Source organism: Acidovorax sp. BL-A-41-H1 (assembly GCF_051942715.1).
In genome coordinates this window covers 971,372-991,939 of record NZ_JBPVJQ010000006.1, presented here as the reverse complement: position 1 = coordinate 991,939, position 20,568 = coordinate 971,372, and the positions used below count along the sequence as shown (strand labels likewise).

Genomic DNA, 20,568 nt, shown 5'->3' with positions numbered 1-20,568 from the left:
GTGTTCTCGTTCTGGTAAAGGTCAATCTGTCTCGAAGGGCAGCTGGGCTGCCTCGTCGAACCGGGCCTTGTTACGGCCACGGTAGGCCCAGACCCAGATGCCGATGAAGCAGGCCATCGATGCCAGGGTGGCGACGATGCGCATGGTGGTGATGTCCATGACGGTCTCCTTTACTTGAGCGCGCGGCCCATGACCTGCAGGTAGGCAATGAGGGCATCCAACTCGGTCTTGCCCTTGACATCGGCTGCCGCGGCAGCGATCTGCTCGTCGGTGTAGGGCACGCCCACGGTGCGCAGGGCCTTCATGCGCGGCGCCACACTGGCCGGGTCCACCGCCGTCTTTTCAAGCCAGGGGTAGGCAGGCATGTTCGACTCGGGCACCACATCACGCGGGTTGTTCAGGTGGATGCGATGCCATTCATCGCTGTACTTGCCGCCCACCCGGTGCAGGTCGGGGCCCGTGCGCTTGCTGCCCCACTGGAAGGGGTGGTCATACACGAATTCGCCCGCCACGGAATAGTGTCCATAGCGCAGGGTTTCGGCACGGAAGGGGCGGATCATCTGCGAGTGGCAGTTGTAGCAGCCCTCGCGGATGTAGATATCACGGCCCACCAGCTGGACAGAGGTGTAGGGCTCCACACCCTTGACCGCCTCGGTCGTGGACTTCTGGAAGAACAGCGGCACGATCTCGACCAGGCCGCCAATGGCGATCACCAGAAGGATCAGCACGATCATCAGGAAGTTGTTGGTCTCCACCTTTTCATGGGTGAAGCCAGTCGAAGTCGATGTGTTGTTATCGGACATGGTTGTTTCCTTCGGCTCAGGCATGTGCTGCGTTGACCGCAGGGATGGGCGCCTTGACCGAGCGACCGGAAATGGTGGTCATCCAGACATTCCAGGCCATCACGATCATCCCGCCCAGGTACAGCAGGCCACCGGCCACGCGGATCACGTAGAACGGATAGGTGGCCTTCACACTCTCGACAAAGGTGTATGTCAGCGTGCCATCGGGGTTGATGGCGCGCCACATCAGGCCCTGCATCACACCGGCGATCCACATCGCGGCGATGTACAGCACGATGCCGATGGTGGCCATCCAGAAGTGCAGTTCAATAGCCTTGACCGAGTGCATCTTTTCGCGACCAAACAGCCGGGGCACCAGGTAGTAGAGCGAACCCATCGAGATCAGGCCCACCCAGCCGAGCGCACCGGAATGCACGTGGCCCACGGTCCAGTCTGTGTAGTGGCTCAGGGCGTTGACGGTCTTGATGGACATCATCGGACCTTCGAACGTGGACATGCCATAGAACGACAGCGACACGATCAGGAAGCGCAGGATGGGGTCATCGCGCAGCTTGTGCCATGCACCCGACAGGGTCATGATCCCGTTGATCATGCCGCCCCAGCTGGGAGCCAGCAGGATGAGCGAGAACACCATGCCCACCGATTGCGTCCAGTCTGGCAGCGCGGTGTAGTGCAGGTGGTGTGGGCCGGCCCACATGTACGTGAAGATCAGCGCCCAGAAGTGGACGATGGACAGGCGGTAGCTGTACACCGGACGGCCAGCCTGCTTGGGGATGAAGTAATACATCATGCCCAGGAAGCCTGCGGTCAGGAAGAAGCCCACAGCGTTATGGCCGTACCACCACTGCACCATGGCGTCCTGCACACCGGCGTAGGCCGAGTAGCTCTTCATGAAGCCTGCAGGGATGGCGGCACTGTTGACCACGTGCAGCAGTGCCACCGCCAGGATGAAGGCGCCAAAGAACCAGTTGGCCACATAGATGTGCTTGACCTTGCGTACGCCAATGGTGCCAAAGAACACGATGGCATAAGACACCCACACCAGCGTGATCAGGATGTCGATGGGCCACTCCAGCTCAGCGTATTCCTTGCCCGATGTATAGCCCAGCGGCAGACTGATGGCCGCGGCCAGGATGACCAGTTGCCAGCCCCAGAACGTGAAAGCCGCCAGTGGCGCGGCAAACAGCCTGACCTGGCAGGTGCGCTGCACCACGTAGTAGCTGGTGGCAAACAGTGCGCAGCCACCAAAGGCGAAGATCACAGCGTTGGTGTGCAGTGGGCGCAGGCGCCCGTAGCTCAGCCATGGAATGCCAAAGTTGAGCTCGGGCCAGGCCAACTGGGCGGCGATGACCACGCCCACCAGCATACCGACCACCCCCCAAACCACGGCCATGATAGAAAACTGCCGCACCACCGTATCGTTGTAGTGCGCAGCATTTGTTTTTGCTAGATCCATCGGGCACCTCGTTATATTGCAGTCATAGTTTGTTGCACAGGGGGCTCAGGCACATTGACACATGTCAATCGTCCCGGAGAATCCGCTCGCCTTCTTGTTCGACGCTTTCGAACTGGCCGTGGTAAACCGCCCACCACAACCCCGCAAGCACCAGCAGCACCAGCGCGACCGACAACGGAATCAGCAGATAAAGGATGTCCATCAGGCAGGCTCCGGGCGTGTGGCGTTGGGAAGATCGGAAACGGGTGAGTGCAAGGCAGCGGCAGCGCTGTTGCCTGCAAAGGCTGTTGCGGCATAAGGAGGCAGCGCCGGCAGGCTGCGCGACAGGCGCGCGGCATTGAGCACGACCAGCAGCGAACTGAGCGCCATGCCCAGGCCTGCCAGCCATGCGGGCATGGCGCCCATCACCGCCAGGGGCACACACAGGGCGTTGTAGCCCGCGGCCCACCACAGGTTCTGGCGCACCACGCGCAGCGTGTGTCGCGCCAGCATCACCGTCTGCGGCACCAGTTCCAGGCTGTCGCCCAGCACCACGAAATCGGCCTGTGCCTGAGCCAGCGGCACGGCACGGCCAAAGGCGAAGGATGCATGCGCACCGGCAAGCACCGGGCCATCGTTGAGCCCGTCGCCCACCATGGCCACATGGTGACCTGCCATCTGCAGGTCTTTGAGCGCAGCGAGCTTGCCCTGGGGAGTGCATTCGCCGTGCGCCGCGGCAATGCCCGCCTGGGCTGCCACGCGCTGCACGGCGCCGGCACGGTCCCCTGACAGCAGCTGCACGGCAATGCCGGCGCGCTGCAGCACATCGACCACGCCAGGGGCCTCGGTGCGCAGGTCTTCCGCGAGTTCAAACCGTGCCACCTCGCTCACGCTGCCGTCGTCATGCTCCAGCGACAGCACGGCTTGCAGCGAAGCACTGGCGCCCGACACGGCCACACCGGCGTGCAACGCAGAACCCAGCCGGAACACCCGTGACGGCGCACCGTCCTGCCGCGTATCTGCCAGCGTACCCACCAGACCCCGGCCCGCCTCTTCGCGCAGGTCAGAAACCCGCCAATGGCCGCAGGCCGCCGCACCCGCCAGCGCCACCGCGCGCGATACGGGGTGCATCGATTGCGCAGCCAGCGCGGCAGCCATCGACAAGGCCTCGTCGGCGCTGATGCCTGGTGCCGTGTGTACGGATCGCAGCGCCATCGCATCGCGGGTGAGCGTGCCGGTCTTGTCGAACACCACGGTGTCCACCCGGGCCAGCGCTTCCAGCGCCTGCAGGTTGCGCACCAGCACGCCATGGCGCGCCAGGGTGCCCGCAGCCGTGAGCATGGCCACCGGCGTGGCCAGCGACAACGCGCACGGGCAGGTGACGATGAGCACCGCCACCGCCACCATCAGCGCGTGGCCGGGGTCAGTGGGCCACCACCAGGCCGCAGCCAGCCCGGCCGCCACCAGCACCGCCCAAAGGAATGGGCGCGCAATGCGGTCGGCCAACTGGGCCAGGCGCGGCTTTTGCAGCGATGCGCTTTCCATCAGCGCCACGATCTGGGCAAACCGGGTTTGCGCGCCCGTCGATTCCACCAGCACTTCCACGGGTGCCTGCAGGTTGTAGCTGCCGGCCGTGACGGCACCGCCTTCTGCACGGGCCACGGGGGTGGATTCGCCCGTCAGCAGCGCTTCGTCCACATGGGTGTGGCCCGCCGTGATGCGGCCATCGGCCGGAAAGGCTTCGCCTGCCAGCACGCGGACGGTGTCGCTCACGGCCAGGCGCCGTGTGGCCACCCGCACAAAGCTGCCATCGCCGGTGCGGCGCTCCACGCTGTCGGGCAGGCGATTCATCACGGCCTCCAGCGCGCCGGCGGTGCGGTCGCGCAGGCGCAGTTCCAGCCAGCGCCCGGTCAGCAGGAAGAAGACGAACATCGTCAGCGAGTCGTAGTACACCTCCTTGCCGAAGATGCCGTCCATGTCGAACGTGCCTGCGCTGCTGACGATGAACGTGATGGCCATGCCCAGCGCCACGGGCAGGTCCATGCTCACGCGGCGCAGTCGGATGTCGCGCAGTGCGCTGGAGAAGAACGGCCCGCACGAGAACACCACCACGGGCAGTGTGATGACCCAAGAGGCCCAGCGCAGCAGGTGCTCCATCTCGGCCGTCAGATCGCCGGGCTGGGCCACGTAGGCAGGCCACGCGTACATCATCACCTGCATCATGCAAAACCCCGCCACCAGCCAGCGCCACAGCGCGCGGCGGCTTTCGCGCAGCCGCTGCGCCCGGGCAAAGGCGTCCATGGCGGGCATTGCGCGGTAGCCGGCATGCTGCACAGCAGCCATCCATTGCGAGGGCATGACCTGGGCCGGGTTCCACACCACCCGGGCGCGGCGCGTGGCGGCGCTCACGTCGGCCTGCTGCACGCCGGGCACGGCCTTCAGGGCGTCTTCAATGGTGAGGGCGCAGGCCGCGCAGTGCATACCTTCCAGCACCACATGCGATTCCCACGGGCTGGCCCACGGATCGGCAGCGTCAACCTGCCCGGCCGGGGTGCAGGCGCGGCCGAACGCCGACCACTCCTGGGGTTCGTCCAGCAGCGAAGTCTGGGCGGCTGCAGCCTCTGCAGGCTGCGGCGACGGTGTGTCAACCGGCGCGGCGGGACGAAACTTTGACATGGTTCAAGGCTATCGCCGATAGCCCGTCGCCGCGTTGACCTGGATCAAGCCCGAACCCATCATTTGTGCCTACGCTCCCTGTCGAGCCTGCCCAAAAGCAACGGAGGGAGCCACCGCAGCGCACGACAGGCGGCGCCCTGGCAGCGACAGAGGCCGTCCCGGTGAGGCGCAAAACGCAGCTGAGCAGGTGTGCCGGCAGGCAGGCTTTTTAACTACCTTGAGGAGAAACTCCATGTACAAACGCATCCTGATCGCCACCGACGGCTCCGAACTGTCCGAAAAAGCGGTGGAACACGGCCTGGCGCTGGCCGGCCTGACCGGCGCCACCGTGATTGCCCTCAAGGTGGTGCCCCGCTACCCGCGCAGCTACTTTGAAGGTGGTATCCCCGTCGAGGCGGGCGACGTCAAGCGCATCGAAAAGCAGTGGTCGGATTCGGCGCAGGCCATGGTCGATGGCGTGGCTGCCCAGGGCGGCGCGCAGGGCATCACCGTCAAAGGCGTGGTCGCCAAGTCCGACCTCATCGCAGAGGCCGTGATTTCTGCCGCCAAAAAGCACAAGGCCGACCTGATCGTGATGGCATCGCACGGCCGCAAGGGCATCAAGCGCCTGTTGCTGGGCAGCGAAACGCAACACGTGCTGACGCACTCGCACATTCCGGTGCTGGTCCTGCGCTGAGTGCCAAATGGCCGCTGGCGCTTATTGGATAAGCACAAGCAGCTATTGATCGCGTAGCAAAACGACGTGGGCGGCCCTGGCTGCCCGGTAGCTGCTTAGTCGCGTCATGCGCAGCATCCGGCGCATGAACCCGGGCCGCGCCGAGGGGTCCGGGCGGCCTCGCCGCCCTCCCCACCCTCGTTCAGTGCTTGCGGAGCAGGCTCAGGGCCAGTCCGCTCCGAAGACGGTTACCTGACGTCAGGCAAATAGCCCCTTGTACTGATCGCGCAGCAGGTTCTTTTGCACCTTGCCCATGGTGTTGCGGGGCAGCTCGGGCACCACAAAGCACTTCTTGGGGATCTTGAAGTTGGCCAGCTGCGACTTCAGGGCCGCCACGATGGCATCGGGGTTGAGCTGCGCACCTGGCTTGGCGATGACGACGGCCACGCCCACCTCGCCAAAATCCGGGTGCGGCACGCCCACCAGCGCGCTTTCAGCCACGCCGGACATGTCGTTGATGTAGCCCTCGATCTCTGCGGGGTACACGTTGTAGCCGCCGCTGATGATGAGGTCCTTGCTGCGGCCCACGATGCTCACGTAGCCGCGCTCATCAACCTTGCCCACGTCGCCGGTCTTGAACCACCGACCACCCTGTTCATCCGCGGTGAACTCCTCGGCCGTCTTTTCGGGCATGCGCCAGTAGCCCTTGAACACATTGGGCCCGCGCACCTGGATGTTGCCGATCTCGCCCACCGGCACGGCCTTGCCCGCGTCGTCCACCACGCGCAGGCCCACGCCGGGCAGCGGGAAGCCCACAGTGGCGCCGCGCCGCTCGGTCTGCCCCGCATGGCGCGCGTCGGCAGCATAGGGGTTGGACGTGAGCATGATGGTTTCGCTCATGCCGTAGCGCTCCAGAATGGTGTGGCCGGTGCGCTGCTGCCATTCGTTGAAGGTTTCGATCAGCAGCGGCGCAGAGCCCGCGATGAACAGGCGCATGTTGCGGGCAGCCTCCTTGTTCAGCCCTGCCTCGGCCAGCAGGCGCACATACAGCGTGGGTACGCCCATGAACACCGTGGCGCGCGGCATGGCAGCCAGCACAGCCTTGGGGTCGAACTTGGCAAACCAGATCATCTTGCTGCCATTGATGAGCGCGCCGTGGATGGCCACGAACAGCCCGTGCACATGGAAGATGGGCAGCGCGTGGATCAGCACGTCGCCACGGCCCTCGGGCCCGCCCTGGTTGGTCCAGCCCCAGTAGTCCTTGAGCACCTGCGCGTTCGACAGCAGGTTACCGTGCGTGAGCATCGCCCCCTTGCTGCGGCCCGTGGTGCCGCTCGTGTACAGGATGGCGGCCAGGTCATCTTCCTGCCGCGCCACGGGCTCTTGCACGTCGCCGTGGTGCGTGGCGCGCTCGAGCAGGCTGCCGGTGCGGTCATCACCCAGCGTGAACACATGCTGCGTGCCCTGGGTGAAGGCGATCTTGCTCACCCAGCCGAAGTTGCCGGGCGTGCACACCACCACGGCGGGCTCGGCATTGCCGATGAAGTACTCGATCTCGCCGCTCTGGTACGCCGTATTGAGCGGTAAAAAAACATAGCCAGCGCGCAGCGTGGCCAGGTACAGGATCATTGCCTCGACCGATTTCTCGACCTGCACCGCCACGCGGCTGCCTTCGGGCAGCTTGAGCGAGGCCAGCAGGTTGGCCATGCGGGCGCTGGCGTGGTCCAGGTCGCGCCAGCTGTACAGCAGCGGCGTGCCGTCGGGCGCGGTGGTCTCCACGGCGATCTGGTCCAGGTCAGCGGGGAACGCGGCGCGCAGGGCGCTGAAAAGGTTGTGGTGGCTCATGGGGCAAAGAGTGACAACGTTGAACAGGTAATACGGTGGCTGACGCAGCGTGGCGGGTTGCAGCAGGGGTTCAGAACACGGGCTTGCGCTTTTCGAGAAACGCCGCAATGCCTTCGCGGTGCTCGGCGCTGCTGGCGTAGGCGTAAGGGTCAGACGTGGCGTTTACTACATTATTGATAGCAATAGGTTCAATCAAATCAAGCGCTACAGGCTGTTTTAATGCCCGAAACGTCTGTTTGTTCATGCGGGCGGCCTCGGGCGCCAATGCGGCCACGCGCAGGGCACTGGCCAGCGCCTCGGCCGTCACCGCATCGTCCGGCACCACGCGGCTGAGGAAACCGCGCGCATGCATGTCGGCAGCGCTGAAGGTGGCAGCTTCGAGCAGCATCTGGCGGGCAACGGTATCGCCCACCGCCGCGGCCACCAGCTGCGCCTCGCGCGGGGCCATCGGAAAGCCCAGCTTTGCAATGGGCGCACCGAAGCGGGCAGAACTGCCGGCGATGCGGATGTCACAGCAGCTGGCAATCTCGACCCCCGCCCCCATGCAGGCGCCGCTGATCTGCGCCACGATAGGCGCGTCGCATTCCAGCATGGCGTTGAGCCCACCCCAGACATCGTTTTCGTGAAAGTCGCGCAACGCTGCCGCGTCAAACCGGAACCCGGGGTATTCCGAAATGTCGCCGCCCGCGCAGAAAGCATCGCCCTCCCCCGCCACCAGCACGCAGCGCACAGCAGTGCCACGGCCCTGGATGTCCTCAAACACCGCACGCAACTGCCGCCACATCGCCCGCGACATGGCATTGAGCCGCCCAGCGTGGCGCAAGGTGACATACACCACGCCGTGTTCGCCATCCCTCACCCACACTTCACCAGACATATTCATTGCCTATCACGTCCGCCAAGCCAACTGCCCACAAAACCAGCGCTGCGCCATCGCCAGTGCCACCGTGGAACTGGCTCCGCCAGGCCACGGGTGGCGTCCCCCTTCAGGGGGAAGGCGCGCAGCGACTCAGGGGGTCAGTCCAATTTAGCGCCGGAGGTTTTCACCACCGCCGCCCAGCGCTTGACCTCGCTGCTCACAAACGCCGCAAACTGCTGCTGCGTCATGCCGCCAAAATCCGCGCCGTTGGCAGCCCAGATCGTCTTGAGCTCATCGGCCGTACCCAGCTTGCGCACCTCGTCAATGATGCGCGCCTGCAGGTCGGCCGGCGTGCCCTTGGGCGCCCACAGGCCGTACCAGGTGGTCACCGTGTAGTCGGGCAGGCCCACCTCGGCCGCGCACGGTACGTCTGGGAAGGCAGGGTTGCGCTTGGGGCCCGAGACCATCAGCGCCTTGATGCGTCCGGCCTTGATGTGGGCGGCCGACGAGCCCAGGCCGTCAAACATCATGTCCACCTGCCCGCCAATCAGGTCCTGCAGGGCCGGGCCCGCGCCGCGGTACGGAATGTGGGTGATGAAGGTGCCCGTCTGCTGCTTGAACAGCTCGCCCGCCATGTGGTGCGAAGTGCCTGCACCGGCCGAGCCGTAGTTGAGCTTGGCCGGGTTGCGCTTCACGAAATCCATGAACTGCTGGAAGGTGGTGGCAGGCACGTTCTTGGGGTTGACCACCACTACCTGCGGCACGTTGGCCAGCAGGAACAGGGGGATGAAATCCTTTTCGATGTCGTAGTCGAGCTTGGGGTACATCGACGGCGCAATGGCGTGGTGCACCGCGCCCATGAAAAGGTTGTACCCGTCCGGCGCCGCCTTGGCGGCAAAGCTGGCGCCCACGGTGCCGCCGGCACCGCCGCGGTTGTCAATGACCAGCGTCTTGCCAATGGACTTGGAAAACTGCGCGGCGAGCGGCCGCGCGAAGGCGTCGGTACCGCCGCCTGCCGGGAACGGCACCACCATGTTGACGGGCTTGGTGGGCCATGCGCTGGCCTGGGCCCAGGTGGCCGTGGTGGCGGTGCCCAGGCCCGCTGCAGCTGCGCCCACCAGCAGTTCGCGGCGGCGTATCGAAAATGGGTTCATTGCTTGTCTCCTGTCATCGTTGTTGGAAAAACCTGCGGCCGTTGTCCGGGCCGTCCACCGCGCTGACGGTGCTGCGCCGCACCGGTAGCGTTGTCTTCGCGGCCCCTGCTCCGCCACACGGGCGGTACCTGCAAGGGCCCATCTGCTTGCGTTGCTTCAACCGCGCAAAAGGCTCTCGATCTCGCCCGACACGGGCAGCTTGCCGTGCGCAAGCATGGCACGGTGCTTGTCGATGCGCTTGAGGTCGTACAGGTAGTTGACCATCAGCCCATACGACTGCTTGAGCCCCTTGGCCGACGGGTCGCCGCCCCAGTTCAGGCGCTCCACGCGGGCACCGTTGCCCAGGTGGAAGCGGGCCACGGCATCGCAGGGCTTGCCGTCCTGCAGGTCGCGCCCCAGGTAGTGAGCGGCGCACTCCAGCAGCATCTGGCGGACGGGCGATTTGGCATCCAGCTCCAGCGGCTTGTCCACCGAGGCCAGAAAGTGCGCGGCCTGTGGCGGCTCAAAGCCCACCGCGCGGCCCAGTTCGGCACGGCGCTTGTCATCCAGCCGCTCGAGCATCGCGGGCGCGTTCTTGCCCAGCCACGCGCGAAAGCCCGGTATGGGCGACAGCGTGGCAAAGGTGCGCAGCCGTGGAAACTCCGCCGCCAGCGTCTCCACCACATGCTTGATGAGCGAATCTCCAAAGCTCACTCCACGCAGGCCGGTTTGCGTGTTGCTGATGGAATAGAAGATGGCCGTGTTGGCGCGGGTGATGTCCACCGGTGCGGCGGCTTCATCGAGCAGCGGCGTGATGCTGCTGGAGATGCGGTCGAGCAGCGCCACCTCCACAAAAATCAGGGGCTCGTTGGGCAGGCGCGGGTGGAAGAACCCGTAGCAGCGCCGGTCGCTGTCGAGCCGGTTTTTCAGGTCGGCCCAGCTGCGGATGTCGTGCACGGCCTCGTACTTGATGAGCTTTTCGAGCAGCGATGCGGGCGAGTCCCACGACAGGCGGCGCAGCTCCAGAAACGCCACATCAAACCAGGTGGAAAACAGCTGCTCCAGCTCGGCATCGAGGGCCAGCAGGCGCTTGTCTGCCTTGAGCATGGGTAGCAGCTCGGCGCGCATGTCCACCAGGAAGCGCATACCTTCGGGGAACACGGCAAAACGCTGCAGCAGCCGGGTGCGCGGCGATACCAGCGCGCGGCGTAGGCTGATCTCGGCCTGGCCTTCTTCGGCGGTGCCCGCAGCGGCCTCGTAGCGCTGGCGGGCCGACTTGAAGCGTGTGGCATCGGGGGCGAACTGCTCGCACATCAGCAGCCACATGTCGCGCCGCTCCTCCGGCTGCGCGGCGGCGTACCACTGGGCCACGGCTTGCGCGCGGCGCCCGCCTTCGAGCTCGCTGACCTGCGGCGCAACCACTTCCTGCAGGTCGGCCAGCAGGCGGCGCAGGGCGCGCGGCGAGAGCGCCTCTTGCCCCCGGCGCAGTGTGGCCACCAGCCGTTCGTGCGTGGACCGTGGCACCGCCGTCTTGGCAACCACGTCGGTCACGCTGCCGTCCACTGCGGCAGCGCGGGCAGGCTTGTCAGCTGGCTTGCCGGCGGTGCCATCGCCGCCTGCGGCTTTGTCTGCCGCCGGGACCACGGAACGCAGGCGCGAGACGCTGCGTGAAATCCATTCGGTGGTGCTGTTGTTCATGGGGCAAGCCTTGAGGTCTGGTGGCGGGCAATCTCGCGCAGCGCATCGCGCTGGCGCAGCAGGTGGTTGCGCATGGCTTCTTCGGCGGCATCACTGTCGTGAGCCTTCAGGGCGGCAAACACGGCCAAGTGCTCGGCCAGGCTTTGCTGCAGGCGCCCGGGGGCCTGCAGCGTCTGCAGCCGCGCCAGCCGCAGGATCTTGCGCAGGTCGCCAATCACCTGCGCGAGCCAGCGGTTATCGGCCAGGGTGATGAAGGCCTCGTGAATGGCGTAGTTGGCCTCGTAGTACGCGGTGATGCTGCCTTCGTCGGCGCATTGCTGCAGGCGCTGGTGCAGGGCCTCCAGTGCAGCCACATCCGCCGTAGTGGCCTTGCGGGTGGCTTCGTGCGCGGCGCGGCCCTCGAGCAGCGCGATCACGGGAAAGATGTCGTCCACGTCCTGTGCCGTGATTTGCGCCACAAAGCAGCCCCGGCGCGGCTCATGGCGCAGCAGCCCTTCTGCCACCAGCACCTTGAGTGCCTCGCGCAGCGGCGTGCGCGAGATGGCCAGGCGCTCGCACAGCGCAGCTTCATCCACAAAACTGCCGGGCGCCAGACTGCCCGAGAAGATCTGCTCCCTCAGGCGGGAAGCCGCTTCGTCGTGCAGGGAGTTGGGTTGCGGGCGCATGGAGACAGGTGGAGTGACTGGCGAAGTTTGGGGGCAGAGACAGGTTTTCAGCGTGTAACAGCCGCTTAGTGCCGGCAAACCGGCCGCTACAGCACGTGACTCCATAATTTCTCATAATTATGGAAAGTGCAAGCGGAAATACGCAGGGGATGTGGGGAAAGCAACAGGCCCGCGGCCGGCAGAGGGGGCCACTGCCGCAATGCGGGCGCGATTTTCGTCTTCAGAGCGGAAAACCGGGCCGCCGGGCCCACCCGCGGGGCGCAGTGGGCTTGGCGTTCAGCGCGTGGGGGCCACAGCGAACACCACAGCGGCATGCAGGCAGCAGCATTGCCAAGCCGGCGCCGCAATCTCCGCCTGGAAATCCTGGGCGGCAGCTTGGCGCTGCGGCGAGTATTAGCTATACTTTATATAGCAACAGGTGCAATTAACGCCTTGGCGTGCGCCCGATTTCGCCCAAAAACTACCCGCGGGCAACCGCCAGGGGCTGCCGCTGGGCCCAGAGCCACAGCGCAACGCCACCCACGATCATCGGCACGCACAGCCATTGGCCCATGCTCATCCCCAGCGACAGCACGCCGAGGAACGCATCGGGCTCGCGGAAGTACTCGGCAATGAAGCGGAACACACCATAGCCCATCAGGAAAGCCGCCGCCACCTGGCCCTGGCGGCGCTCCTTGCGGGCGTAGAGCCACAGCAGCACAAACAGCAGCAGGCCTTCAAGCAAGAACTGGTACACCTGCGACGGGTGGCGCGGCTGCATGGAGCCGCTGTGCGCAAACACCATGCCCCAAGGAAGGTCGGGGCTGGCGAAACGGCCCCACAGCTCGCCGTTGATGAAGTTGCCCACCCGCCCTGCAGCCAGCCCCGTGGGCACGCAAGGCGCCACAAAGTCGGCCACCTGCAGCCAGGGCCGCTTGCGCGAATGCGCAAACCAGATCATGGCCACGATCACGCCCAGCAGCCCGCCATGGAACGCCATGCCGCCCTGCCACACCGCAAAAATCTCCAGCGGGTGGCTGAGGTAGTAGCCAGGCTTGTAAAACAGGCAGTAGCCCAGCCGGCCGCCGATGACGACGCCCGCCACTCCAAGGAACAGGATGTCCTCCACATCCCGGCGCGACCAGGCCCCCGGGCCGGTGACGGAGGCAAAAGGCTGGTGGCGCAGGCGCCGGATGCCGAGCAGCATGAACAGCCCGAAAGCTGCCAGATACGTAAGCCCGTACCAGTGAATGGCGAGCGGGCCCAGTTGCAGGGCGACAGGATCGATATGGGGATAGGTCAGCATGTTGCCGGTATTGTGCCCCGGGCCGAAATGCCCATCGACGCCCGAGATGGCGCTGCGCTGCATGCCAACCCACCGACTGCGCACGCCATTCGCGCCTTCAGCAGGGGCCGGGCGCGTCACCGCATCGCTCGCTCACATCACCCGCGTCGCACCGGAGTCTGCCTGCGCTGGCGCACCCGCTCCTTCGTACGGGCCAGGCACGCCGCCGGCCGACTTCGCCTGGATGAATGCCACAAACCGCTGCAGCGCCGGGTTGCCGGAACTGGCCGACCAGACCAGGCTGGTTTCACACACGGGCAAGCCAGCGCCGCCGGGCGCGCCCTCCCCGTCCGCTTGCCTGGCGTGGCCAAAAAGCTCGTGCCCCGTGCGGTACACCACGCCATCTCGACGAAACTGCGTCACGCTCTCGGGCACCCACGCCACGCCTAGCCCGCCCCACACCAGGTTGACGATGGTCTGCATCTGGATGGCCTCCTGCGCCACCACCGGCACCCGCCCTGCCGCGCGGTACAGGTCCAGGATCGCGTCGTACAGCGACGGGACGATGCGGCGCGGGAACACCACCAGCGGCTCGTCCAGCATCTGGGCCAGGTCGGGCCGGGGGGCATGCGCCAGCGGGTGCTGGGCCGACATGGCCAGCACCAGCGGCTCGTGCGCCACCGGGTGGCGGGCCAGCTCAGGCGGCGCAAAGCCTGGCGAATGCAGCATGAGCCCGGCGTCGAGCTCGCCGCGGGCAAACAGAGCGCGCTGCACGTCGCCGGTCGCCTCCACCAGCTCCAGCGCCACCTGCGGGCACGCCGCACGGAACTCGCGCACCCAGCCAGGCAGGCGCTCGAAACCAATGGTGGACACAAACCCCAGCCGCACACGCCCCACCTCACCGGCCGCAGCCGCGCGCGCCCGGGCTGGCAGGGCCTGCGCCCGCTCGAGCAGGTCGCGCACATCCGGCAGCAGCGCCTCGCCCGCCGGGGTCAGGGCCACGCGGCGGCGGGTGCGGTCAAACAGCAGCACGCCCAGGGATCGCTCCAGCTGGGCGATGCCCTGGGTGAGCGGTGGCTGGGTCATGTGCAGGCGCACGGCGGCGCGGCCAAAGTGCAGTTCTTCGGCCACGGCGATGAACTGTCGCCACGCCCGCACGTCGATCAGCGTTTCTTTCATATGTTTTTTATATTACTGGAGCGGCACAAAGGGATTGGAACGCTTGCTGCAAACGCCGCATACTTCTGCACGCAGACAATGCCGGGCGCAACGCCGGGCGGCGGCAACGCAACAACGACGACCCACAAGGACCCCACCATGGCAGACAGCAAGACCATCCCGATCCAGCCCATCAACCGCCGCAGTGCGAACATCACGCAGGGCAAGAGCCGCGCGCCTAACCGCTCGATGTACTACGCCATGGGCTACGAGGAAGGCGATTTCGTCAAGCCCATGGTCGGCGTGGCCAACGGCCACAGCACCATTACCCCCTGCAACAGCGGCCTGCAAAAGCTGGCCGACGCGGCCATCGCCGGCATCGAAGAAGCAGGCGGCAACGCCCAGGTGTTCGGCACGCCCACCATTTCGGACGGCATGGCCATGGGCACCGAAGGCATGAAGTACAGCCTGGTCAGCCGCGAAGTCATCAGCGACTGCATCGAAACCTGCGTGGGCGGCCAGTGGATGGACGGCGTGCTGGTGGTGGGCGGCTGCGACAAGAACATGCCAGGTGGCCTGATGGGCATGCTGCGCGCCAACGTGCCCGCCATCTATGTGTACGGCGGCACGATCCTGCCGGGCCACTACAAGGGCCAAGACCTGAACATCGTGAGCGTGTTTGAAGCCGTGGGCGAGAACGCAGCCGGCAAGCTCAGCGACTTTGACCTCAAGGAAATCGAAAAGCGTGCGATCCCCGGCACCGGCTCTTGCGGTGGCATGTACACCGCCAACACGATGTCGAGCGCGTTCGAGGCGCTGGGCATCAGCCTGCCGTATTCGTCCACCATGGCCAACCCGCACGACGAGAAGATGAACTCGGCCAAGGAATCGGCCAAGGTGCTGATCGAGGCGATCAAGAAGGACATCAAGCCCCGCGACATCGTGACCAAGAAGGCCATCGAGAACGCCGTGGCCGTGATCATGGCCACCGGCGGTTCGACCAACGCAGTGCTGCACTTCCTGGCGATTGCCCACGCAGCCGGCGTGGAGTGGGACATTGACGACTTCGAGCGCATCCGCAAGCAGACGCCTGTGCTGTGCGACCTCAAGCCCAGCGGCAAGTACCTGGCGGTTGACCTGCACCGCGCGGGCGGCATACCGCAGGTCATGAAGATCTTGCTGAAGGCCGGCCTGCTGCACGGCGACTGCATCACCATCGAAGGCAAGACAGTGGCCGAAGTCCTGAAGGACGTGCCCGACGAGCCGCGCGCCGACCAGGACGTGATCCGCCCCATCAGCAACCCGATGTACGCGCAGGGCCACCTGGCCATCCTGAAGGGCAACCTGAGCCCGGAAGGCGCCGTGGCCAAGATCACCGGCCTGAAGAATCCCGTCATCACTGGCCCTGCCCGCGTGTTCGACGACGAGCAGTCTGCATTGCAGGCCATTCTGGACGGTAAGATCAAGGCGGGCGACGTCATGGTGCTGCGCTACCTGGGCCCCAAGGGCGGCCCCGGCATGCCCGAGATGCTGGCGCCCACGGGTGCGCTGATCGGCGCAGGCCTGGGCGAAAGCGTGGGCCTAATCACCGACGGCCGCTTCTCGGGCGGCACCTGGGGCATGGTGGTGGGCCACGTGGCGCCTGAAGCGGCTGCAGGCGGCACGATTGCCTTTGTGAATGAAGGCGACAGCATCACCATCGACGCACGCCAGCTGCTGCTGGAGCTGAACGTGAGCGAGGAAGAAATCGCCCGCCGCCGCGAAGGCTGGACGCCACCCGCACCGCGCTACACGCGCGGCGTGCAGGCGAAGTTTGCGTTCAATGCCTCCAGCGCCAGCAAGGGCGCGGTGCTCGACGCGTACTGATTTTGCTGGCCGCATACGCGGCCAGGCTCACCCGCCCGTGCGAACGGTGTGAAGGGAGTGCATGAACGATAAAAAGCCAGTTGCGAGACGTATCTCGCAACTGGCTTTTTTCATGGTGCCTCCCGGCTCGGCCGCGAGGCAGCAGCACAACGCTCGACAGGCGGCGAACCCGCACCGCACAGAACCTGATCGGGAAGGCGGCGGTCGCGGCGCAGAACGCGCTCAGCGCGGCTTGCGCGGGATCCCCAGTGCTTCCTTGTGGCGGTTGATGCGCTCTTTCTTGCGCTCGTCCATCTTCTCCATGGCCTTGCGCTTGGTGTAGCCGCTGGCGTCGGCCCAGGCCCACCAGGCCGCAGTGGCGGCAAAGGGCGAAAGCACCACCCACCACGACCAGGCCGCAACCGGCCCGATCTCGAAATATTTCAGCGCAAGAAGCACCAGCGACAGGCCCAGCAGATACATGGAAACTCCCTCGATGTACAAAGGTAACGGGTTGCCCGCCAATGCTCTTCGGGTCAACCTAAGTCACTACAATTCCGTTGAAAGCACTGTAACCCAACCACAGGAATTCCCACCATGAAGCGTACCCTGATCACACTCGCGTTGACCCTGACGGTGGCCGTCCCCGCCATGGCCGACATGGCTCTGGCAACGTCGAAGAACTGCATGGCATGCCACGCGGTCGACAAGAAGCTGGTGGGCCCGTCGTACAAGGACGTGGCGGCCAAGTACGCTGGCCAGAAAGACGCTGTGGACAAGCTGGCGGTGAAGATCATCAAGGGCGGCGGCGGCGTGTGGGGCCCCGTGCCCATGCCCGCCAACGCGCAGGTCAGCGACGCCGATGCGAAGAAGCTGGCTGCGTGGGTTCTGACCCAGAAGTGATGCGTTGAGCCGCCCGGTAGTGACGGGCGCACGATTCGACTCGAAAAAGCCGCTGCACTCACGTGCAGCGGCTTTTTAACTTGCGCACCTACAGGTTACGGCGCGACTCCCGGGCCGCCCTGGCGCAGCTGCTGCTCCAGCTGCCCCACGTAGGCGGCTGTCACGTTGTCAGATTCGGCAGCGCGGCGAGTGAGCCGCGCCTCAAGCGCTTCCATACGGGCCAGAAGCTCTGCATGGGCCAAGCGGTGCTGCCCTTCCAGAAACGTCCGCAGCTCGGTAAAACGCGATGCCTCGGCCTTGTCGGCCAGCTCGCGCTGCGCATGCATTTCCTTGTTGTGGCGACGATTTTCCAGCAGCACAGAGCCCTGGAGGGACAGCACGTACGCCAGAAAAAACACCCCTAGCAGCACCGTGAGCGCCAGCATGATGAGCCCCAGTGGCGCATCAAAGATCACGATACCCAGTGAGACAGACGACACCGCAGCGAGGGTGCCCCAGTTGAGCGCGGCCAGCAAGGCGATGACGACCACGATGAGAACAAGCACGACGGAACGCAGTTGCATGATGGAAACCTCCGGTGAATCAGCGCTCCGCCGGCTGGCGGGCAACGCGATGCCCGGGTTGTAACGCATGCCGCTGCTGCGGCACACGCTGCCGATGCGATTTCCGTTCGCGTCCTACATGGGCGTGGCAGCGTACGCCGATCACCCACACCCAGCCCTCTTTGCAGCGCTGGAGGAAGGCAGACAAATGAACGTACGTCACGTCACGTGGCTGACGGCGATCTGCGCGCCGAGCCCGTGCGCGCGTTACGAGCGGACACTGCCTGAACAGTGCCCGACCCGTGCTGCGCCAGATCAGTTGGTCTGAGACAACTGGTCCAGGATCGCGGGGTTTTCCAGCGTACTGGTGTCCTGCGTGATCGCCTCACCCTTGGCAATGCTGCGCAGCAGGCGGCGCATGATCTTGCCGCTGCGGGTCTTGGGCAGGTTGTCGCCAAAGCGGATGTCCTTGGGCTTGGCAATCGGGCCGATCTCCTTGGCCACCCAGTTGCGCAGCTCGTTGGCGATCTGCTTGGCTTCTTCGCCGGTGGGGCGCGAGCGCTTGAGCACCACAAACGCGCAGATGGCCTCACCCGTCACGTCGTCCGGGCGCCCCACCACGGCGGCTTCTGCCACCAGGTCGGTCTTGGCCACCAGGGCCGATTCGATTTCCATCGTGCCCATGCGGTGGCCCGACACGTTCAGCACGTCATCGATGCGGCCCGTGATGCGGAAGTAGCCGCGGTCTGCGCTGCGCACCGCGCCGTCGCCTGCCAGGTAGAAGCCCTTGAGCTCTTCGGGGAAGTAGCTCTTCTTGAAGCGTTCCGGGTCGTTCCAGATCGTGCGGATCATGCTGGGCCAGGGGCGCTTGATGACCAGGATGCCGCCCGCGCCATTGGGTACGTCGTTACCCATTTCATCGACGATGGCGGCGGTGATGCCGGGCAGCGGCAGCGTGCAGCTTCCGGGCACCAGCGGCGTGGCACCAGGCAGCGGGGTGATGACGTGGCCGCCGGTCTCGGTCTGCCAGAAGGTGTCGACGATGGGGCAGCGCTCGCCACCCACGTTCTTGTGGTACCACATCCACGCTTCGGGGTTGATGGGCTCGCCCACGCTGCCCAGGATGCGCAGGCTCGACAGGTCCGAGCGCGCGGGGTGCACGGCGGCATCGGCCTCGGCGGCCTTGATCAGCGAGCGGATGGCCGTAGGCGCGGTGTAGAAGATGCTGCACTTGTGGCGTTCGATCATCTGCCAGAAGCGGCCGGCATTCGGGAAGGTGGGAATGCCTTCAAAGATGATCTGCGTGGCACCGGCGGCCAGCGGGCCGTAGGCCACATAGGTGTGGCCAGTGATCCAGCCAATGTCGGCCGTGCACCAGAAGACATCGTCGGCGCGCAGGTCGAATGTCCAGTCCATGGTCATCTTGGCCCAAAGCAGGTAGCCGCCAGTGGCGTGCTGCACGCCCTTGGGCTTGCCAGTGGAGCCGCTGGTGTACAGGATGAACAGCGGGTGCTCTGCATTCACGGCCACGGGGGGGCAGTCGGTGCTCTGCCCTTCCAGCGCCTGGGCAAAGGTCTTGTCACGGCCGGCGACCATGTTGCAGGCTGTGGCAGTGCGCTCGTACACGAACACATTGCGCACGGTGTCGCAGCCGCCCGTGGCCAGGGCCTCGTCGATGATGGCCTTGAGCGGCAGCTCCTTGCCACCGCGCATCTGGTAATTGGCAGTGATCACGGCCACAGCACCGGCGTCAATGATGCGCTCGTGCACGGCCTTGGCGCTGAAGCCGCCGAACACCACGCTGTGCGTGGCGCCGATACGGGCGCAGGCCTGCATGGCAATCACGCCTTCGACGGTCATGGGCATGTAAATGAGGACACGGTCGCCCTTGTTCACGCCATGGGCCTTGAGCGCGTTGGCAAACTGGCTCACGCGGGCCAGCAGCTCCTTGAAGGTGACACGGGTCACGGTGCCGTCGTCGGCTTCAAAGATGATGGCGGTCTTGTTCTCGGTAGGGGTGCCGACGTGGCGGTCCAGACAGTTGGCCGACGCGTTGAGTTCGCCATCGCCAAACCAGCGGAAGAACGGGGCGTTGGACTCGTCAAGCGTCTGCGTGAAAGGCTTGGTCCAGTTCAGGTTCTCGCGCGCCATGCGGGCCCAGAAGCCGTCGGGGTCACGGTCGGCCTCGGCGCACAGTGCGTCGTAACCCGCCATGCCCGACACGCGTGCCGCCCGCACGACGTCGTCGGCAGGAGGGAACACGCGGTTTTCAACCAAAACGGACTCGATCGCGGATGTGGGCGCACTCATTGTGTTGTCTCCTGGGTCTGATGGAATGGATGCCGGTCTTTTGCCGTTACCGGGAATCGGCGGTACTGTCGGCCGCAGCACTTACAAGCCACTGACTGGCACGAACCTTACGGCCGCGGGAGCCATACCCGTAGAATCGTGCGGCCTTTACATCCCGACCAGACACCCTCTGATGACCTCCCCCAAACCCAAGCCCCCCGTTCCCATGCGGCCCCTGCCGTCGCTGATTTTCGCGAGCCGCTGGCTGCAGCTTCCGCTCTATCTGGGCCTCATCCTGGCGCAGGCGGTGTACGTGTTTCACTTCTGGGTAGAGCTGGTTCACCTGATCGAAGCAGCGTTTGGCGATGCGGCATCGCTGCAGAAGCTGATCTCCAGCATTGGCTACAAAAGCGACATCGAAGTGGTGTCGCTCAACGAAACCATCATCATGCTGGTGGTGCTGGCGCTGATCGACGTGGTGATGATCTCCAACCTGCTGATCATGGTGATCGTGGGCGGCTATGAAACCTTCGTATCGCGCCTGCACCTCGATGGCCACCCCGACCAGCCCGAGTGGCTGAGCCATGTGAACGCCTCGGTGCTCAAGGTCAAGCTGGCAACGGCCATCATCGGCATCAGCTCCATCCACCTGCTCAAGACCTTCATCAACGCTGCCAACTACGACCTGAAGGTGCTGATGTGGCAGACCATCATCCACACGGTGTTCCTGCTGAGCGCACTGGCCATAGCGTTCACCGACCGTTTGATGGCACCTGCAACGGATCGCCATTGAAGAGC

General features: G+C 65.3%; 19 protein-coding genes. 4 read left to right on the top strand and 15 right to left on the bottom strand.

What is annotated here, in order from left to right:
* Positions 1-21: 21 nt before the first annotated feature.
* The 5 genes from ACTPOI_RS17790 to ACTPOI_RS17770 all read right to left on the bottom strand — a co-directional run bounded on the left by ACTPOI_RS17790 (position 22) and on the right by ACTPOI_RS17770 (position 4,914).
* Positions 22-159: a CcoQ/FixQ family Cbb3-type cytochrome c oxidase assembly chaperone gene (locus ACTPOI_RS17790; RefSeq protein ID WP_015014811.1), complete on the bottom strand. Its 138-nt coding sequence runs from the start codon at positions 157-159 to the stop codon at positions 22-24.
* A gap of 11 nt (positions 160-170) precedes the next feature.
* On the bottom strand, positions 171-803 hold the full coding sequence (gene ccoO / locus ACTPOI_RS17785; protein WP_440111174.1) for a cytochrome-c oxidase, cbb3-type subunit II: 633 nt from the start codon (positions 801-803) through the stop codon (positions 171-173).
* A gap of 16 nt (positions 804-819) precedes the next feature.
* Positions 820-2,259: a cytochrome-c oxidase, cbb3-type subunit I gene (gene ccoN, locus ACTPOI_RS17780; protein ID WP_440111172.1), complete on the bottom strand. Its 1,440-nt coding sequence runs from the start codon at positions 2,257-2,259 to the stop codon at positions 820-822.
* Between the two features lie 64 nt (positions 2,260-2,323).
* Positions 2,324-2,461 carry a cbb3-type cytochrome oxidase assembly protein CcoS gene (gene ccoS / locus ACTPOI_RS17775; protein ID WP_069103101.1) on the bottom strand — a complete coding sequence of 46 codons (138 nt, stop codon included), beginning with the start codon at positions 2,459-2,461 and terminating at the stop codon, positions 2,324-2,326.
* The gene (locus tag ACTPOI_RS17770) at positions 2,461-4,914 is read right to left on the bottom strand and encodes a heavy metal translocating P-type ATPase (protein ID WP_440111170.1); all 2,454 of its coding nucleotides are present in this window, start codon (positions 4,912-4,914) and stop codon (positions 2,461-2,463) included. Before ACTPOI_RS17770 ends, ccoS begins: the two co-directional genes overlap by 1 nt.
* Before the next feature lie 232 nt (positions 4,915-5,146).
* On the opposite strand from ACTPOI_RS17770, the gene ACTPOI_RS17765 reads away from it, so the two are divergent.
* Positions 5,147-5,590: a universal stress protein gene (locus tag ACTPOI_RS17765; RefSeq protein ID WP_440111168.1), complete on the top strand. Its 444-nt coding sequence runs from the start codon at positions 5,147-5,149 to the stop codon at positions 5,588-5,590.
* Between the two features lie 237 nt (positions 5,591-5,827).
* Here the strand turns inward: ACTPOI_RS17765 and ACTPOI_RS17760 are convergent, their stop codons facing one another.
* The 7 genes from ACTPOI_RS17760 to ACTPOI_RS17730 form a co-directional block, all read right to left on the bottom strand.
* Entirely contained in the window at positions 5,828-7,414 is a 1,587-nt protein-coding gene (locus ACTPOI_RS17760) for a malonate--CoA ligase (RefSeq protein ID WP_440111166.1), read from the bottom strand.
* Between the two features lie 70 nt (positions 7,415-7,484).
* Positions 7,485-8,291, bottom strand: coding sequence for an enoyl-CoA hydratase/isomerase family protein (locus tag ACTPOI_RS17755; RefSeq protein ID WP_440111164.1), 807 nt, complete (start codon positions 8,289-8,291; stop codon positions 7,485-7,487).
* A 140-nt stretch (positions 8,292-8,431) separates the two neighbouring features.
* Positions 8,432-9,427 carry a Bug family tripartite tricarboxylate transporter substrate binding protein gene (locus ACTPOI_RS17750; RefSeq protein ID WP_440111162.1) on the bottom strand — a complete coding sequence of 332 codons (996 nt, stop codon included), beginning with the start codon at positions 9,425-9,427 and terminating at the stop codon, positions 8,432-8,434.
* Positions 9,428-9,583: 156 nt separating this feature from the next.
* Positions 9,584-11,104, bottom strand: coding sequence for a malonyl-CoA decarboxylase (locus tag ACTPOI_RS17745; RefSeq protein ID WP_440111160.1), 1,521 nt, complete (start codon positions 11,102-11,104; stop codon positions 9,584-9,586).
* Complete coding sequence (locus ACTPOI_RS17740) at positions 11,101-11,769, bottom strand: GntR family transcriptional regulator (RefSeq protein WP_440111158.1); 669 nt, start codon at positions 11,767-11,769, stop codon at positions 11,101-11,103. Before ACTPOI_RS17740 ends, ACTPOI_RS17745 begins: the two co-directional genes overlap by 4 nt.
* A gap of 460 nt (positions 11,770-12,229) precedes the next feature.
* Entirely contained in the window at positions 12,230-13,054 is an 825-nt protein-coding gene (gene lgt / locus ACTPOI_RS17735) for a prolipoprotein diacylglyceryl transferase (protein WP_440112662.1), read from the bottom strand.
* Positions 13,055-13,186: 132 nt separating this feature from the next.
* The gene (locus tag ACTPOI_RS17730; RefSeq protein WP_440111156.1) at positions 13,187-14,212 is read right to left on the bottom strand and encodes a LysR family transcriptional regulator; all 1,026 of its coding nucleotides are present in this window, start codon (positions 14,210-14,212) and stop codon (positions 13,187-13,189) included.
* Positions 14,213-14,350: 138 nt separating this feature from the next.
* Between ACTPOI_RS17730 and ilvD the strand changes: the two genes are divergently transcribed.
* A complete protein-coding gene (gene ilvD, locus ACTPOI_RS17725; protein WP_440111154.1) occupies positions 14,351-16,057 on the top strand; it encodes a dihydroxy-acid dehydratase in 1,707 nt (568 codons plus the stop codon).
* A gap of 222 nt (positions 16,058-16,279) precedes the next feature.
* On the opposite strand, the gene ACTPOI_RS17720 is transcribed toward ilvD, so the two are convergent.
* A complete protein-coding gene (locus ACTPOI_RS17720) occupies positions 16,280-16,519 on the bottom strand; it encodes a TIGR04438 family Trp-rich protein (protein WP_440111152.1) in 240 nt (79 codons plus the stop codon).
* 114 nt (positions 16,520-16,633) lie between these two features.
* Here ACTPOI_RS17720 and ACTPOI_RS17715 point away from each other — a divergent pair, with 114 nt between their 5' ends.
* Positions 16,634-16,939 carry a c-type cytochrome gene (locus ACTPOI_RS17715; protein WP_440111150.1) on the top strand — a complete coding sequence of 102 codons (306 nt, stop codon included), beginning with the start codon at positions 16,634-16,636 and terminating at the stop codon, positions 16,937-16,939.
* Positions 16,940-17,034: 95 nt separating this feature from the next.
* On the opposite strand, the gene ACTPOI_RS17710 is transcribed toward ACTPOI_RS17715, so the two are convergent.
* On the bottom strand, positions 17,035-17,502 hold the full coding sequence (locus ACTPOI_RS17710) for a LapA family protein (protein WP_440111148.1): 468 nt from the start codon (positions 17,500-17,502) through the stop codon (positions 17,035-17,037).
* A gap of 294 nt (positions 17,503-17,796) precedes the next feature.
* Positions 17,797-19,791 carry an acetate--CoA ligase gene (gene acs / locus ACTPOI_RS17705; protein ID WP_440111146.1) on the bottom strand — a complete coding sequence of 665 codons (1,995 nt, stop codon included), beginning with the start codon at positions 19,789-19,791 and terminating at the stop codon, positions 17,797-17,799.
* 172 nt (positions 19,792-19,963) lie between these two features.
* Between acs and ACTPOI_RS17700 the strand changes: the two genes are divergently transcribed.
* Positions 19,964-20,563: a TIGR00645 family protein gene (locus ACTPOI_RS17700; RefSeq protein WP_069103111.1), complete on the top strand. Its 600-nt coding sequence runs from the start codon at positions 19,964-19,966 to the stop codon at positions 20,561-20,563.
* Positions 20,564-20,568 lie beyond the last annotated feature (5 nt).